The organism is Novosphingobium sp. Sphag1I, from assembly GCF_056279125.1.
This window is the reverse complement of sequence record NZ_JBWBQS010000019.1, coordinates 32,769-48,798: the sequence shown is the minus strand read 5'-3', so window position 1 is coordinate 48,798 and position 16,030 is coordinate 32,769. Positions and strand designations below refer to the sequence as shown.

The 16,030-nt window shown below is 61.6% G+C and carries 12 protein-coding genes; 7 read left to right on the top strand and 5 right to left on the bottom strand.

Annotation, left to right across the window (positions count from 1 at the left end; genetic code table 11):
* Positions 1-11 precede the first annotated feature (11 nt).
* Positions 12-488 (bottom strand): Lrp/AsnC family transcriptional regulator, encoded by a 477-nt coding sequence (locus ACZ9HU_RS18750; protein WP_476107219.1) that lies wholly within the window; start codon positions 486-488, stop codon positions 12-14.
* 127 nt (positions 489-615) lie between these two features.
* Here ACZ9HU_RS18750 and alr point away from each other — a divergent pair, with 127 nt between their 5' ends.
* The 4 genes from alr to ACZ9HU_RS18730 all read left to right on the top strand — a co-directional run bounded on the left by alr (position 616) and on the right by ACZ9HU_RS18730 (position 6,222).
* Positions 616-1,728, top strand: a complete 1,113-nt coding sequence (gene alr, locus ACZ9HU_RS18745; RefSeq protein WP_476107217.1) for an alanine racemase — start codon at positions 616-618, stop codon at positions 1,726-1,728.
* The gene (locus ACZ9HU_RS18740) at positions 1,725-2,975 is read left to right on the top strand and encodes a D-amino acid dehydrogenase (protein WP_476107215.1); all 1,251 of its coding nucleotides are present in this window, start codon (positions 1,725-1,727) and stop codon (positions 2,973-2,975) included. The genes alr and ACZ9HU_RS18740 overlap by 4 nt, the downstream gene beginning before the upstream one ends.
* Positions 2,976-2,988: 13 nt before the next feature.
* Positions 2,989-3,333, top strand: a complete 345-nt coding sequence (locus ACZ9HU_RS18735; RefSeq protein ID WP_476107214.1) for a RidA family protein — start codon at positions 2,989-2,991, stop codon at positions 3,331-3,333.
* Between the two features lie 300 nt (positions 3,334-3,633).
* A complete protein-coding gene (locus tag ACZ9HU_RS18730) occupies positions 3,634-6,222 on the top strand; it encodes a TonB-dependent receptor (RefSeq protein ID WP_476107213.1) in 2,589 nt (862 codons plus the stop codon).
* 108 nt (positions 6,223-6,330) lie between these two features.
* Here ACZ9HU_RS18730 and ACZ9HU_RS18725 read toward each other — a convergent pair whose 3' ends face one another.
* Genes ACZ9HU_RS18725 through ACZ9HU_RS18715 form a run of 3 tightly spaced genes read right to left on the bottom strand, consistent with a single transcriptional unit; the run spans position 6,331 to position 10,849 of the window.
* Positions 6,331-7,413 (bottom strand): glycoside hydrolase family 53 protein, encoded by a 1,083-nt coding sequence (locus tag ACZ9HU_RS18725; protein ID WP_476107211.1) that lies wholly within the window; start codon positions 7,411-7,413, stop codon positions 6,331-6,333.
* A gap of 12 nt (positions 7,414-7,425) precedes the next feature.
* Positions 7,426-9,921, bottom strand: a complete 2,496-nt coding sequence (gene galA / locus ACZ9HU_RS18720) for a beta-galactosidase GalA (protein ID WP_476107209.1) — start codon at positions 9,919-9,921, stop codon at positions 7,426-7,428.
* A 4-nt stretch (positions 9,922-9,925) separates the two neighbouring features.
* The gene (locus ACZ9HU_RS18715) at positions 9,926-10,849 is read right to left on the bottom strand and encodes a Gfo/Idh/MocA family protein (protein WP_476107208.1); all 924 of its coding nucleotides are present in this window, start codon (positions 10,847-10,849) and stop codon (positions 9,926-9,928) included.
* Positions 10,850-10,966: 117 nt separating this feature from the next.
* Here ACZ9HU_RS18715 and ACZ9HU_RS18710 point away from each other — a divergent pair, with 117 nt between their 5' ends.
* Both ACZ9HU_RS18710 and ACZ9HU_RS18705 read left to right on the top strand, forming a co-directional pair.
* Positions 10,967-12,763, top strand: a complete 1,797-nt coding sequence (locus tag ACZ9HU_RS18710; protein WP_476107206.1) for an IlvD/Edd family dehydratase — start codon at positions 10,967-10,969, stop codon at positions 12,761-12,763.
* A gap of 13 nt (positions 12,764-12,776) precedes the next feature.
* Positions 12,777-13,634 (top strand): SMP-30/gluconolactonase/LRE family protein, encoded by an 858-nt coding sequence (locus tag ACZ9HU_RS18705; protein WP_476107204.1) that lies wholly within the window; start codon positions 12,777-12,779, stop codon positions 13,632-13,634.
* Positions 13,635-13,643: 9 nt separating this feature from the next.
* Here the strand turns inward: ACZ9HU_RS18705 and ACZ9HU_RS18700 are convergent, their stop codons facing one another.
* Complete coding sequence (locus tag ACZ9HU_RS18700; protein WP_476107202.1) at positions 13,644-14,366, bottom strand: FadR/GntR family transcriptional regulator; 723 nt, start codon at positions 14,364-14,366, stop codon at positions 13,644-13,646.
* Between the two features lie 86 nt (positions 14,367-14,452).
* Here ACZ9HU_RS18700 and ACZ9HU_RS18695 point away from each other — a divergent pair, with 86 nt between their 5' ends.
* Entirely contained in the window at positions 14,453-16,030 is a 1,578-nt protein-coding gene (locus tag ACZ9HU_RS18695) for a sodium/sugar symporter (RefSeq protein ID WP_476107199.1), read from the top strand.

Genomic DNA, 16,030 nt, shown 5'->3' with positions numbered 1-16,030 from the left:
CCTTGCGCGCCCTACCTTCTGCCCGACTTTGACCGGCGAGGGCGCATGGCGTCGCGCATGGAAAAGCTGGAACTGATGCGCCGGACACCGGGCAGGCGCGAGAGTACCTCGCCATGGATCGCTTCATAGGCGGCCACATTTTCGGTGCGGATGCGCAACCAATAATCGACATCGCCCGTCATCAGAAAACATTCGCGCACTTCCGGGCATTGACGCACCGCGTTTTCAAACCGCATCAGATAGTCCTCGGTCTGGCGGTCCAGCGTGACCTGTACCACGACATCGACCGCCTGATCGCCGTCGCCTTCGTGCCCGGTGATGATCGTATAGCCCTGAATGACCCCATTGCTTTCCATCAATCGGATGCGACGCAGGCATGCCGACGCGGACAGGCCCACCGTCTGGGCGATTTCGGAATTGGGCTTGCGCGCGTCCTTGCGCAAAATGCGCAGGATGGCGCGGTCGACATTGTCCAGAATGAATGACATAATTGACCAGATCCGTCGTCATATCGATCGTTATTGGCATTTTGTTAGCATAATCGGCGAATGATCGGCAGTAAATTCGACATATGATGCGATAGCATACACTTATCAAACGGGTGTGGAGCCGCATATGTGCGCAGGCGCGAAACTGACTGTCGATTGGGGCGCTCTGGCGGCGAATTACCGCCTTTTGTGCCAACAGGTCGCGCCCGCCAAAGTGGGCGGGGTGGTCAAGGCCGACGGCTATGGGCTGGGCGCGGCGCAGGTGGCGCAGGTCTTGTTGGCACAGGGTTGCGAGCATTTGTTCGTAGCGCTGCTGTGCGAGGCCAAGGCGCTGATTCCGACGTTGAACGGGCGTGCTCCGGTCTATGTCCTGAACGGCCTGTTGCCCGGACAGGAAGCGGATTGCGCGGCCATGGGCGCGATCCCCGTCCTCAACTCGCTCGATCAGGCTCGGCGTTGGGTGGCACAAGCCAAAGCGCTTTCACGCCGCCTGTCCGCCATCCTTCAGGTTGACACCGGCATGTCGCGCATGGGCATGGAAGGGTGGGAAATCGACGCCTTTGTCGCAGACCAGGCCATCGCCGCGCATATCGACCTGCGCTTTTTGATCAGCCATCTGGCCTGTGCCGACGAACCCGATCATGTCGCCAATGTGCAGCAGGCCGCACGTTTCCAAGCTATCGCAGAAGTCTTCCCCAATCTGCCCCGCGCTCTGGACAATAGCGGCGGGTGCTTTTTGCCGCGCAGCCATTTTGACCTCGTGCGTGGCGGTATCGCGCTATATGGTGGCACGCCCAGCGCGGGCGCGAATCCCATGCGCCCCGTCGTGGCGCTGGAAACCGCGATTGCCCAATTGCGCACCGTTCCGGTCGGGGCGGGGGTCGGCTATGGCATGACCTTTCACGCGGCCCGTGAAACGCGCATCGCCACCATTCCTGTCGGTTATGCCGATGGCTGGCCCCGTTCGCTCAGCAATCGCGGGGCGGCCTATATTGGCGGCCATCGCGCGCCCATCATCGGCCGCGTGTCGATGGACAGCATCACGCTGGATGTGACCGATGTTCCGGCCGAGCTGCTTTATCCCGGTGCGCCGGTCGAACTGATCGGCCCGCATCAGACGATTGATGATGTCGCCCATGATGCCGACACCATTTCCTATGAAATCCTGACCCAACTGAGCCGCCGTTATGAACGGACCTATGTCGACGTTCCGGCTCTCAACGAAAGCCTGTCCTCATGAAAATTGCAGTCCTTGGCAGCGGCGTCATCGGGGTTACCTCGGCATGGTATCTGCGTCAGGCGGGCCATGATGTTGTCGTGATCGACCGCCAGGCAGGACCCGCTCTGGAAACCAGTTTCGCCAACGCGGGCGAGATTTCGCCGGGCTATGCCTCGCCATGGGCCGCGCCGGGCATTCCGATGAAGGCGATCAAGTGGCTGGCGATGAAACATGCACCGCTGATCCTGCGTCCACGTGCGGATATGGCGATGGTCAAGTGGATGCTGGCCATGCTGGGTAATTGCAACGCGCGCGATTACGCCATCAACAAGAGTCGGATGGTGCGTCTGGCGGAATTCAGCCGCGACTGCCTGATCGAATTGCGCGCGCAAACCGGCATTTCCTATGACGAACGGATGCAGGGCACGCTCCAATTGTTCCGCGAGGAAAGTCAGTTGGAGGGCATCGCCAAGGATGTGGCGGTGCTCAAAGCCGATGGTGTGCCTTTCGAAGTTCTGGACAAGGCCGGTTGTATCGCGGCCGAACCCGGCCTTGCCTCGGCTACGGCGCCGATTGCGGGGGGCTTGCGCCTGCCGCATGACGAAACGGGCGATTGTTTCAAGTTCACCAACGCATTGGCCGACATGGCAAAGGCGGCGGGCGTGGAGTTCATGAGCAACACCACCATCGCCCGCGTGGTTGAGGAAGGCGGGCGGATCGTCCGCGTCGACACAGACCACGGCCCGGTCACCGCCGACGCCTATCTGGTGGCCATGGGCAGCTTTTCGCCGCATCTGGTCAAGCCTTTGGGGCTGAATGTTCCGGTCTATCCGGTGAAGGGCTATTCGCTGACGGTTCCTATCGTCAAGGAAGCTCTGGCCCCGGTTTCCACCTTGCTGGATGAGAGTTTCAAGGTGGCGATTACCCGCCTTGGCGACCGGATCCGCATTGGCGGCATGGCGGAAATTTCCGGCTTCAGCACCGATCTGCCGCAGGCGCGCCGTGATACGCTGGAACATTCGGCGGGCACGCTGTTCCCCGGCGCGGGCGATTTTTCGGCGGCGACCTTCTGGTCCGGTCTGCGCCCGATGACGCCCGACAGCACGCCGATCATCGGCCCCACGCGCATTGGCAATCTGTTCCTGAACACCGGCCATGGCACATTGGGCTGGACGATGGCCTGTGGTTCGGCCCATGTCATCACCGATATCATCAGCCAGCGGCGCCCGGCGATTGAAACCGCCGATCTTGCGCTTTCGCGTTATTGAACAAGGACACCCCATGACCATTACCCGTATCGAACCCGGCAAGCGCATGAGCCAGGCCGTGATCCACGGTGACACCATCTATCTGGCCGGTCAGTGCGAGGAAGGCGAAACCGTCACCGAGCAGACCAAGGCGGTACTGGCCGAAATCGAACGCCTTCTGGCCGCGGCGGGCAGTTCGAAAGAGCATATGCTGATGGCGCAGATCTGGTTGGCCGATATGGATGACTTCGCCGAAATGAATGCGGTGTGGGATGCGTGGGTCGCCGATATTGCGCCGCCCGCGCGCGCGACGGGTGAATCGCGTCTGGCCACGCCGGATTATAAGGTGGAAATCATCATTACCGCCGCCAAGGCTTAAACATTTTGGGGGCAGTGTCATATTGAACATGGGACTGCCCCGATTATCGTCACCGATTGCGGTGACGCAGGTTGGTGTGCGCTCTAGCGAGGCTTGATGCCATCCGCGCGGTGCGGTTGAAGCCCTCTAGCGCAACCGTTCTCCTCCTTTACCCCCACGCATGTGTCTGATTTTCGCAACAGCCCCGCACTTTGCAGGGTTAAAAATATGCGCCTTCTTGACATCGGTATCAGTACGACCGTATTTATCAGATAAATGAGATTTGATAAAACTGACGCCAAGCCGCAAGGGAGGGTATTCGTGATTCGCAAAACATATGGCGCCACCATGGTGAGCGCTCTGGCATTGGTTGTGGGCGCAAGCCCGGCATTCGCGGCGGATGAAGCGCCGGCTGCTTCGGACATTGTCGTTACCGGCCTGCGCGCCTCGCTGCGCGACGCCATTTCGGCCAAGCGCGCCTCGTCCGTGGTGACCGAGACGATTTCGGCCAAGGACATTGGCGTTCTGCCCGACGTGACCATTGCCGATGCTCTGGCCCGCTTGCCGGGCGTCAGCGCCACGCGTGACCGTGGTAATGCCAGCCAGGCTTCGGTGCGCGGCCTTGGCCCCCGCCTGGTGCTGGGTCTGGTCAACGGGCGCGAAGTGGCATCGTCGGAACCCGACCGCAATGTGCGCTGGGAAATCTATCCTTCCGAAGCGGTTTCGGGCGTCACCGTCTATAAATCGCAGGGTGCCGATCTGATCGCGGGCGGTGTGGCCGCCACGATTGATATTCGCACGATCCGCCCGCTCGATTATTCCGGCCCGCGTCTGACTTTGCGCGCTGGTGCGCAGATGAACGATCCGGGTTTCCGCATCCCCAATTACAACAATGTCGGCTCGCGCGGCAGCCTGCAATATGTGACGCGCCTGAGCGATACGCTGGGCCTGTCGCTGGGCGGGACGTATCAGAAGCAGAAAAACGGCTATTCCTCGTTCCAGGGCTGGGGCTATAACAATGCCGATGCGGGCAACAGCCCGCCGACCTATAATGGCCGGTCGATCAACGCCCCGTGGGGCGCCCAGGCCGAGGTCAAGGCTCTGGCCGAGGAGCGTTGGAGCACCAGCGCGGGCTTGCAGTGGAAGCCTGACGATCACTGGGATGTGAACGCCGATTTCCTCTATTCCAATGTAAAGATTAATGAAAACCAGTTCCAGCAATGGTATGGCGGTTGGGGCGACTGGGGCGGCACTTTGCCGGATTCGACCTATAGCGCGGGCAATTTCACGCTGGCGGGCAACAGCATTGTGGGCGCCACGGTCAACAATTGGGGCACCACCGTCACCAATGTGATCGCCAAATATACCGAGGACAAGAACCTGTTGGCGACGGGCATCAACGCCCGTTACCGCGCCGATGACATGACGGTAAAGTTCGACGCGTCCTATTCGCAGGCGCGCCGCAACAACACCTGGGCCGCGCAGGAATGGAACGTCTGGCCCCAGAGCGTGACGTTCAACACCGCCGCTGGCGTGGCGCCTTCGATTTCGACGGCTACCAATGTCACCGATCCTTCGGCGCAATCCTATGCCGGTACGGGCCTGACTGGTCCGCAAAGGCTGGTGGACGCGCTGGGTGCGATGTCGGTCGATTTCAATTACAAGCTGCATGGCGGGGTCATCACCGCGCTGAATGCAGGCCTGCGTTATTCCAACCGCATCAAGAGCTTCAACTCGCTGACCGGTGGAGCGCTGACGCTGACCGGCACGCCGAACTTCTCGTCCTTCAACATCAATGGCGGCGGTTTCAGCTTCCCCAACATCCTTTATGCCAATTATGATGCGATCTCCTCGCTCAATCTGGCCAATGCGACGCAGGACAAGGGCCAGTACTGGCGCGTGCGCGAGGATGATTTCGAAGCCTATGTGATGGCCGAATTGGCGGGCGATCTGGGCGCGGTGCCCTATTACGGCAATATCGGCGTGCGCATGGTGGATGTCACCACGGGTTCGACCGCCTATTCGGGCACGACTTCGTGGAACGGCACGGCCAATGTCACCGATTACAAGTCGGTCTATGCGCCCAGCCACTATTTCCGCGTTCTGCCCAGTCTGAACCTCAACTTTGACCTGATGGACAAGCTCAAGCTGCGCGCGGGCGTTGCGCGGGTGCTCAGCCGCCCGCCGCTCGACGAATTGCGCGCCAGCCAGAACCTGTCCTATTATCCGCCTTCACAAAACACGGGCAGCGCGGGCAATCCCAATCTCAAGCCCTTTATGGCGACGCAGGGTGACCTCAGCCTTGAATATTACTTCCACAAGGATGCGGTGATCGCGCTGGCGGGCTATTACAAGAATGTCGACAGCAACATCGGTTACACGCAATATTCGACCACGATCAATGGCTTGGGCTATCTGATCACCGGTCCGGCCAATGGCAAGGGCGGCTATATCACGGGTGCCGAAGCTTCGCTTTCAACGCCTTTCTGGTTTGTGCCGGCGCTGTCGAATTTCGGGATCTATACCAATGTTGCGTTGGTGGATTCGAACTTGAAGGAAATGACGCCGACCTATAATCCGCTGCCTGCCGTCGGTCTGGCCAAGTTCACCAGCCAGTTCGACCTGTGGTATTCGGGCCATGGCGTGGACGCGCGAATCGGCATCAAGCATCACAGCCCGCAGACCGTGATCTTTGGCTGGGACGCGTCGCGCCTGACCCGGATGGAAAGCGAAACGATCGTGGGTGCCAGCGTGTCCTATGCGATCACCAAGGCGATCTCTGTGCGTGTTCAGGCCAACAACCTGACCAATCAGGCGGCCCGTTTCTATTTCGCCAACGATCCGAACCAGATCGCCCGTTATGAAAAGTATGGCCCCAGCTATCTGGCCGACGTGACGGTCAAGTTCTGATGACGAAAGGCCGCCGGGATAGAAACCGGCGGGTTTTCCAACCTCTCTCACAGCAAAAGGGCCGCGGGGATTGCTCCTCGCGGCCCTTTTCGGTTTGGGCGGATGACCTTATTTCCGCGTCATTTCCATGAACCGCATGACCGGCAAGGCCTCATGCTTCTTGATGTCGAACCATGCGGCATTTTCCCAATCCGACCCCACGCCCCAGCGTGTCTTGCACCCCGTCGAAACGCGGTCGGGCGCCCAATAAACCACGCCATTGCCGCCATTGGCCACGACCAGCTTGGTCAGATCCTCCATATAGCGGGCCTGACCTTCGCGGGTGACGGGATATCCGGGCAGGGCCGAATCCGAACCCAGCAGGTTGGGCGTGGTGTCGCCATAATCATTGGTGAAAGGATAGGCCGTTTCCACCACCCACACGTCTGCGCCATAACGCTTGTGCGCCGCCGCGATCACCTTGCCCAGACCGGCCAGATCGTATTTCGACCATTTGGAATAATAGCTGATGCCGATGATGTCATAATCCATCACCCCGGCCACGGTCGCATCGTCGAACCAGCCAAGTACATTTTCTGGCTGGGCAATATGCAGCATCACCTTCATCGGATGAGCATGGGCCTTGGCCGCCTCGCGCACGGCGGCAACGCCCGCGTTGATCAGGCGGGCATTGCGTTCCCAATTGATCTTGCCATCCTTGGTCCCGCCCAGCATTTCCGGGTTGGTTTCATTGCCGACCTGAACAAAGGCCGGCAATTGTCCTTCCTTGGCCAATCGGTCGAGGATGTCGCGCGTGTAGTCATGCAGCGCTTTCACCTGATCGTCGGTGGACAGTTTGGCCCATTCCGCCGGCGCGATCTGTTTTTCACCATCGGCCCAATCGTCGGAATAGTGGAAGTCCAGCAGGACCTCCAGCCCCGCCGCATGGGCGCGGCGGATGGTTTTGAGCACGTCTTCATAGGTACTGTATTTGGTCCAGCCCGGCGCGTTCCAGATGCGCACGCGCATGATGTTGCCGCCATGCGCCTTCATCACGACAAAGGGATCGACCACCTTGCCGCCCTCGCGAAAGACCGCACCGCAATCCTCCATTTCATTGGTAAAGGAAAGGTCGCCGCCCAGATAGAGTTTGGGCGCAGCGGGCGAGGCGGCCGTTGCCAGAAGCGCGGCGGCAAGAAGTCCAAGTGCCATGGTTCAATGCTTTCAGATCGTATGGGCAAACAGGTCGATGTGGGCCGGGGCCAGCCCTTCGCCTTGGGCCGAAAGGGTGATTTGCCCCGCCGTCCCATCGGCCTGAACCAACACCTGCGCCAGCCCGTTAAAGCTGCGCCGCTCAAGGCTGTGGTCGGGGGTGGTGTCGGTGGGGTCGCCATTGCCGGTGCCCAGCACCCGGCCCGGCCCAGTCAGGGCAAAGCGGAGCGGCACAGCAGCCGTTGGTACAGGATTGCCCGCAAGGTCGAACACTTCGGCCCGGATAATGGCCATATCCTTGCCATCGGCCTTGATGCGAGTGGCGCTGGCGGAAAGGCGCAAGGTTGCGGGCGCGCCCGCCGTCACCCGCCGGTCGCGCGCGGCGATGCGTCCGGCCTTGTCATATCCGATGGCCTCCAACGTTCCGGGCGCATAATTCACCTGCCACACCAGATGACTGTTGCGCGGCATATCCTTGCGGCCAAGGCTGCGCCCGTTCAGCCGCAATTCGACCTGCACGCAATTGCCATGCGCCCAGACCTCGATAGGCTGGCCCTCGCGCCCCGCCCAGTTCCAGTGGGGCAACAGATGTACCTGCGGCAATTCGGACCGCCACCATGCGCGATAGTAATAGTAATTGTCCTTGGGGAACCCGCAAATGTCGGCGACCCCAAAATAGGAACTGACCGAGGGCCATGCCGCATAGGGGGTCGGCTCTCCGCGATAGTCAAAGCCGGTCCAGATAAAACCGCCTGCAATGCCCGGATCCTTGGCTGCGATGCTCCACCATGCCTCGCCGGTGCTGGCCCACCAAGGCGCTTCGGTGTCATAGGCGCGCACGATATGGCGCGCAGTATCATTGGCATATTCGCCGCGCGTGGCCACGGTGCTGGCGGTTTCGGTGCCGATTACGGGCGTGTCGGGATATTTGGCCTTAAAAGCAGCGATCTTGTCGGTGCGATAGTTGAAGCCCACGACATCGACCGCACGCGCAGCGCCATCCTCATACCAGCCATTGTCCATGGCCTGCGTCGTCTGGCGCGTGGGGTCCAGTTCCTTGCACCGCGCCGCCAGCCGCGCCGAAATATTGCGCCCGCGCGGGGTGCCCTGATGCCCTTCCTCATTGCCCACCGACCACAGGATGATCGAGGGATGGTTGCGGCTCGACAGGATCATCCGCTCCAACTCGTCCAGCGCCTCGGGGCTGGTGTTGTTCAGGCGCGTTTCGGCCACCATCATCATCCCAGCCTCGTCACAAATATCGAGCAGGGCCTGCGAAGGCGGATTATGTGCACTGCGCCATGCGTTGACGCCCATGTCCTGCATCTGGGCCACGCGCCAGCGGTGCAGCGCATCGGGGATCGCCGTGCCGACACCCGCGTGGTCCTGATGGTTGCACACGCCCAGCAATTTGACCGGCGCGCCATTGAGGAAGAACCCCGTCCGCCCGTCGAAACGCAAAGTCCGCACGCCAAAGCGGGTTTCGACCCGATCCACGACCTCGCCCCCAACCACGACCTCGCTGATCAGGCGATAAAGCGCAGGGTCTTTGACTGACCACAGACGGGCGCTGCCAATGTTGATGGCCTGCTCGACCATTGCCTTGCCCGCAACGGCGACGACGGGGCCATCCCCCGCCGCCACCTCGCCACCATCGGGAGCCATCACCCGATAGCGAAGCTGAACCGACTCGCCCGGATTAACGACATCGGTGGAAACCTGAATGGATGCGCCTTGCCCGCGCGGTTCGGCCCGCACGCAAACGCCCCATTGCGGGATATGGCATGGCGCTGCCGAAACCAGCCGGACATGGCGATAGATCCCAGCGCCTTCGTAAAACCATCCTTCGCCAAGGCTGGCATCGACGCGCACGACCAACAGGTTTGGCTTGCCGTCATAATTGAGGAAATCGGCGATATCGACGCGGAACGGGGCATAGCCGCTGGCATTCTCATGCGCGATATAGCCGTTGACGATCACCACCGCATTGCGGAACACGCCGTCAAATTCCAGCCAGACCGCGCGACCCTTGTCGGCGGCGCCCACCGGCAGGGTGCGACGATACCAGCCGACGCTGTTTTGCGGAAAATCGCGGCCGATGGCGCGGAAACCGTGGCCCGCGATAAAATCCTCGCGCCCCTTCTCCATCGTTGCGGGCGGGGCATAGGGCAGGGCGCTGGCCCAATCGTGGGGGACGCGCACCTGTTCCCAACCGCTGTCATTGAAATCGGGCTTGACCGTTTCGGCCACGTCAAAGCCCGGCTTGGCATAGGTGCGGCCCCAATTGCCAAAGCCGAAATCGCGTGCCGGATCGGACGCATGGCCCAGATGAAAGCGCCAGCCATCGCCCAGCACCACCTCGCGCCGGGGAGAAGGCGCGGGCGGGGGCGTCAGAGTTTTAGCCGCCGCCTTGGCCAAAACCTGATCCGTGCAGGCAAGGCCCGAAGCGGCCATCAAAGACGCGGCCAGAACTCGGCGACGATCAACCGGGGGGAGGCTGTTTTCCATGGTTTCAGAACTCGAAAGACGGGAGGGAATGGTGGCGGCCCAGCATCATCGCATCGGCCACCAGCGTCAGGGGGCGGGCATCAACATCGCTGAGGCCTGCATCGATAAGGCTGGCAAAGCGGGCATAGAGCCGGGGGTATTCGGCATCAGGCGCGATGTCTTGCAGGATGCCGTCAATTTCCATCCGGTGCCCGCCCTGCGTCAGGCGCAAATTTCCGCCGTCCGTGTCGATGGCGATATCCCATTGCGGCGGGCCGGGGTGCAGGATGGACAGGTTGCACGCCACTTCGGCCCCGCCGTGGCGCATGACCATGGTGGATGTCATCGGCGCCTGACGGTTGGCGGGAATGCCAAGTTCGGCGCTTTCCAGCGTCAAGGCTTCGGGCATGATATGCGTCAGGATCGAGAAAGCGTTGATGGCTGTGTCGAAAACGCCAAAGCCGCCCGCGTCCAGCAGCCAGTCCTGACCGGGGTGCCACACGCGCACGTCTTCGCGCCAGTCAATGCGCGCGGACAGCACCCGCCGCGTTGCGAGCCACGCCTTTGCCGCATCGACCGCTACGCTTTCGCGGCTGTGCCATGTGGCCAGCATACTGCGTCCTTGTCCGGCGGCGACAAGGGCATCGACTTGTGACAGCGCGGCGGCGGGTGGTTTTTCCAGCATCACATGCAACCCACCCTGCAACGCCTTGTGCGCCAGTCCGGCCCGAACCCCTGGCGGCGTGCAAAGGACGATGGCGTCCAGCGCAAGGCGTGCCTCCAGCATGGCGTCTAGGCTGGCATAGGAGGCAATCCCGTCCAAACCACCCATCGGATCGGCTGTCGCCGTCAGGGTAAAGCGCGGGTTGGCGGCTATCGCGGGCAGGTGTTGATCGCGGGCGATTTTGCCCAGCCCAACCAAACCCAATCGAATCAGTGAATTATTCATCTATGCATCCTCGCGCTTTACTTTTGTATGATATATATGCTTATAGACGTCAACACCCAGCTGGCGCGGCGAGGGAATCGCACGGGACGCGCCGGTGAAAAGGAGACAGATAGAGCCATGTCCGAGCAAAATCAGAAGCCCACCCTGCGCAGCCGCGCATGGTTTGACAATCCGGCTTCGCCCGACATGACGGCGCTCTATCTCGAACGCTATCTCAACTATGGCCTGTCGATGGAGGAGTTGCAGTCCAACCGCCCCATCATCGGCATTGCCCAGACCGGCAGCGACCTGTCCCCCTGCAACCGCCACCACATTGTACTGGCCGAACGCGTACGCGACGGCATCCGCGAGGCGGGCGGCATTCCCATCGAATTTCCCTGCCACCCCATTCAGGAAACCGGCAAGCGGCCCACGGCGGGGCTGGACCGCAATCTGGCCTATCTCAGCCTTGTCGAGACATTGTTCGGCTATCCGCTCGACGGCGTGGTGCTGACCATTGGTTGCGACAAGACGACGCCGGCGTGCCTGATGGCGGCGGCGACGGTGAATATTCCGGCCATCGCTCTGTCGGTCGGCCCGATGCTGAACGGCAATTTCAAGGGCGAGCGCACCGGCAGCGGCACCATCGTATGGAAAGCGCGCCAGATGCTGGCGGCGGGCGAGATCGACTATAAGGGCTTCATCAAACTGGTGGCCTCGTCGGCGCCCAGCACCGGTTTTTGCAACACGATGGGCACGGCCACCACGATGAACAGCCTGACCGAAGCTTTGGGCATGAGCCTGCCGGGCAATGCGGCGATCCCTGCGCCACATCGTGATCGCGCGGAAAGCGCCTATCACACCGGGCGTCAGATCGTGGAAATGGTGCGCGCCGACCGCAAGCCTTCCGATGTTCTGACCCGCTCGGCCTTCCTCAACGCCATCCGTGTCAATTCGGCCATCGGCGGGTCCACCAATGCGCCGATCCACCTGAACGCCATTGCGCGCCATATTGGCGTTGAACTCTCGCTGGCCGATTGGGAAAGCCATGGGGCCGACATTCCGCTGCTGGTCAATCTGCAACCGGCGGGCGAATATCTGGGCGAGGACTATTATCGCGCGGGCGGCGTTCCCGCTGTGATGGGCGAACTCTTTCGCGCCGGTCTATTGGATGGCGAGGCGCTGACCGTCAATGGCCGCACGGTGGCACAAAACATTGCCGATGCGGTGATCGAGGATGAGGATGTGATCCGTCCGCTCTCCGCGCCTTTGAAGCCTGCTGCCGGGCTGACCGTGCTGTCCGGCAATCTGTTCGATGCGGCGGTGATGAAGAAGAGCGTGATTTCTGACACTTTCCGTGCGCGCTATCTGGCCAACCCGGATGATATGGAAGCCTTTGAGGGCAATGTCGTGGTGTTTGACGGGCCGGAGGATTATCATGCGCGTATCGACGATCCCGCGCTCGGCATCACGGATCGCTCGATTCTGGTGATCCGTGGCGCGGGGCCGGTGGGCTATCCGGGCGGGGCCGAGGTGGTCAATATGCGTCCTCCCGCCGCCCTGATCCGCGCCGGGATCGATGCCTTGCCTTGCATCGGCGACGGGCGACAGTCGGGCACCAGCGGTTCGCCTTCCATCCTGAATGCTTCGCCGGAAGCGGCGGCGGGCGGCGGTCTGGCGCTGCTGCGCACGGGTGATATCGTGCGCATCGATTTGAAAAACCGCAGCGTCAATGTGCTGGTGAGCGACGAGGAACTGGACCGCCGCCGCGCCGAAAACGCCGCAAATCCCTTCTCCGGACCGGAAAGCCAGACGCCATGGCACGAAATCGCCAGGCGCGAGACGGGGCAATTCGCTGGCGGCGCGGTGATCGAAAGTGCGGTCAAATATCAGCGCATCGCCCAGACCAAGGGTCTGCCCCGCGACAGCCACTAAGGAGGCAGGTGTCATGGGTGATTGGACGATCATCGAGCGGGCGCGCCGTGACATTCTGGGTGAGGGGATCACCTATGTCGCGCGCGAGGATGCGCTCTATTGGGTGGATATCATTGGCCAGCGGGTGAACCGTTTCGGGCTGGCCGATGGGCAATATCGCGAATGGGCGATGCCCGAAATGACGGGCTGGCTGATCGAGCGCAGCGCGGGCGGGGGCTTTGTCGCGGGGCTGAAATCGGGGTTCCATCATCTCAGCCTTGATCCCTTCGCGCTTGAACCCATCGCCGCGCCCGAGCCGGATTTGCCCTTCAACCGGATGAATGATGCCTGCGCCGATGCCCAAGGCCGCATCTGGGCGGGCACGATGAGCATGGACGGCAGCCGCGATGAGGGGGGGCTTTACCGGCTCGACCCGGACCTGTCGTGGCATAGGATGGATGCGCCCTATCGCATCGCCAATGGCCCCGCCATCAGCCCGGATGGCGCCACGCTCTATCACACGGACAGCGCCAAGGGGTTGGTCTATCGCTTTGCCCTGCATGACGATGGCAGCCTTGGTCCGCGCGAGGTCTTCCTTGAATTTCCCGAAGAATGGGGTTCGCCTGATGGCATGACGGTGGACGCGCAGGGCGGCATCTGGATTGCCCATTGGGGAGCGGGTTGCGTCAGCCGGTTTGACCCTGATGGCGGGCGCGAACGCTGGATCAACCTGCCCGCCAGCCAGATCACGCGGCCCTGTTTCGCGGGCGCCGATTACAGCCGCCTGTTCCTGACCAGCGCCAGCGATGGTGTCGAGGAACCGTTGGCGGGTGCGGTGTTCGAGGTGGAGGCCGGGGTTTACGGCCTGCCGCCCCGCCGGTTCGGCGCTTAGGCGATGGGCCTATTCCGCGGCATGGCTGTGACGGGCGATCAGATCCATGACGTCGCCGATGATGGCACGCATGGCATTCTGGGCCGCAACGGGATCGCGCGCGACAATCGCGTCGCGCACCGCGCCATGCGCGGCCAGATCGGCTGTGCGGCCAACGATGCGGTTGGTCATGCGGATCGACGTGCGCAGGGCGGTCGCCACGACGTCGCGGAATTGGGCAAAGAAGGGGTTGCCGCTGGCGCGCAGGATGGCCAGGTGAAAGGTGATATCGGCGTCCAGAACGTCATCATCGCCCCTTTCGGCGGCCTCCATTCGGGCAAAACCGGCTTCGATCAACGCGATCCCGCGTTCATCGGCAGAGCCAGCCGCCAAAGCCGCCGCCGCCGGTTCGATGGCCGCGCGCAACTGGTTGAATTGCGAAAGCAGTTCGATGGAAAATTTGCGTTCGAGCAGCCAGCGCAGCACATCCGCGTCAAACAGGTTCCAGCTGGCGACAGGCTGAATGCTGGTGCCTTGTCTCGGCCGCGCGGTCAGCAGGCCCTTGGCGGTGAGCATCTTGACCGCCTCACGCGTGACGGAACGGCTGACGCCATGTTGGATGGAAAGCTCGGCTTCGGTCGGGAAAGCTTTGTTTTCAAAGACGCCCGTCACGATTTGACGCCCCAGAAGATCGAGCAGCCCATAGGTCAGATTACGCCCAAGGCCGCCGGATACGTCGTCATTGTCGGTCATTGCGTGGCCCCCTCTGGCGCATGTTTTTATCATATAAATAGACATAATCGCCCTTTGGCAAGGGATTTGGGAGGAAAGACCATCCTATGACGCTCTCAACCATCGATACGGCCATGGTCGTGGCCTATGCGATCTTCATCTTCGGCCTTGCCCAATGGGTCAGCCGCCGCAAAGGCGATGCGCAGGAGGACAGCGCGGGCTATTTTCTGGCCTCACGGGCTTTGCCTTGGTGGGCCATTGGCGCGTCCTTGATCGCGGCCAATATTTCGGCCGAACAGATCGTGGGCATGGCCGGATCGGGCTATGCCATCGGCCTCGCGATCTCCTCTTATGAATGGATGGCCGCGCTCACGCTGCTGATCGTGGGCAAGTTCTTCCTGCCTGTGTTCCTGAAGAACAACATCACCACCATGCCGGAATTTCTCGAGGCCCGCTTTGGCCCGACGATCCGCACGGTGATGGCGGTTTTCTGGCTGGTGCTCTATGTCTTTGTAAACCTGACCTCGATCCTGTGGCTTGGCTCGATTGCCGTGCGGCAGGTGGCGGGCGTCGATCAGGATATGGCGCTGGCCGGTTTGGGCGTGTTTGCGCTGGCCTATCAGATCCGAGGTGGTCTGAAGGCGGTGGCATTGACCGACATCGTGCAGGTCGCATTGCTGGTGATGGGCGGCCTTGTGGTTTCGGGCATTGCATTGGGGCAATTGGGCGAAGGCGCGGGCGTGGCTCATGGCTTTGCGCGGCTGGTGTCGGCGGTGCCGGATCACTTCCACATGATCCTTTCGCCCGACAGCCCGCATTACAAGGACCTGCCGGGTCTGGGCGTTTTGATCGGCGGATTGTGGATCGCCAACCTGTCCTATTGGGGGTTCAACCAATATATCATCCAGCGCACGCTGGCCGCTAAATCTTTGGGCGAGGCGCAGCGCGGGATCGTGTTTGCCGCTTTTCTCAAGCTGTTGATGCCGGTCATCATCGTGCTGCCCGGTATTGCCGCGGTGCTGCTGGCGCCCAATCTGGAAAAGCCTGATCAGGCCTATCCGGCGATGATGCATCTGTTGCCCAATGGTCTGCTGGGACTGGTCTTTGCCGCGCTGACGGCGGCGATCATCGCGTCCACCGCCAGCAAGATCAATTCCATCGCGACGATCTTCACGCTTGATCTCTATGCCCGCAAATTCCACCCCGGCGCCAGCGAGACGCAACTGGTCCGCGTAGGGCGGATCACGGCCTGTGTCGCCACGGTCATCGGTATTGTCGCGGCGCGACCCTTGCTGGGCGGCATGGATCAGGCGTTTCAGTATATTCAGGAGTTTTCCGGTTTCGTCACGCCGGGCATTACGGTGATCTTCCTGACCGGCCTGTTCTGGCCCCGCGCAACCGAGGCGGGCGCGCTTTCGGGCGCTTTGGCCAGCGTGGTGCTTTCCGCGATCTTCCGCTTTGGCGGGGTTGCGGCCTTGACCGAGATCCCCTTCATGCATCGCATGGCGATGGTGTTCTTTGCCTCTCTGGCGCTCACGGTTCTCGTCTCGCTCTTGGGCAAAGCCCCGGTCCGGCAGGGTAAGGGCATCATGGAGGGCGTATCCTTTGCCACGTCGCGCGGCTTTGCCATTGCTTCGGCGTTGGTGGCGGTGATCCTTGTGGCGCTTTACACGGTGTGGTGGTGA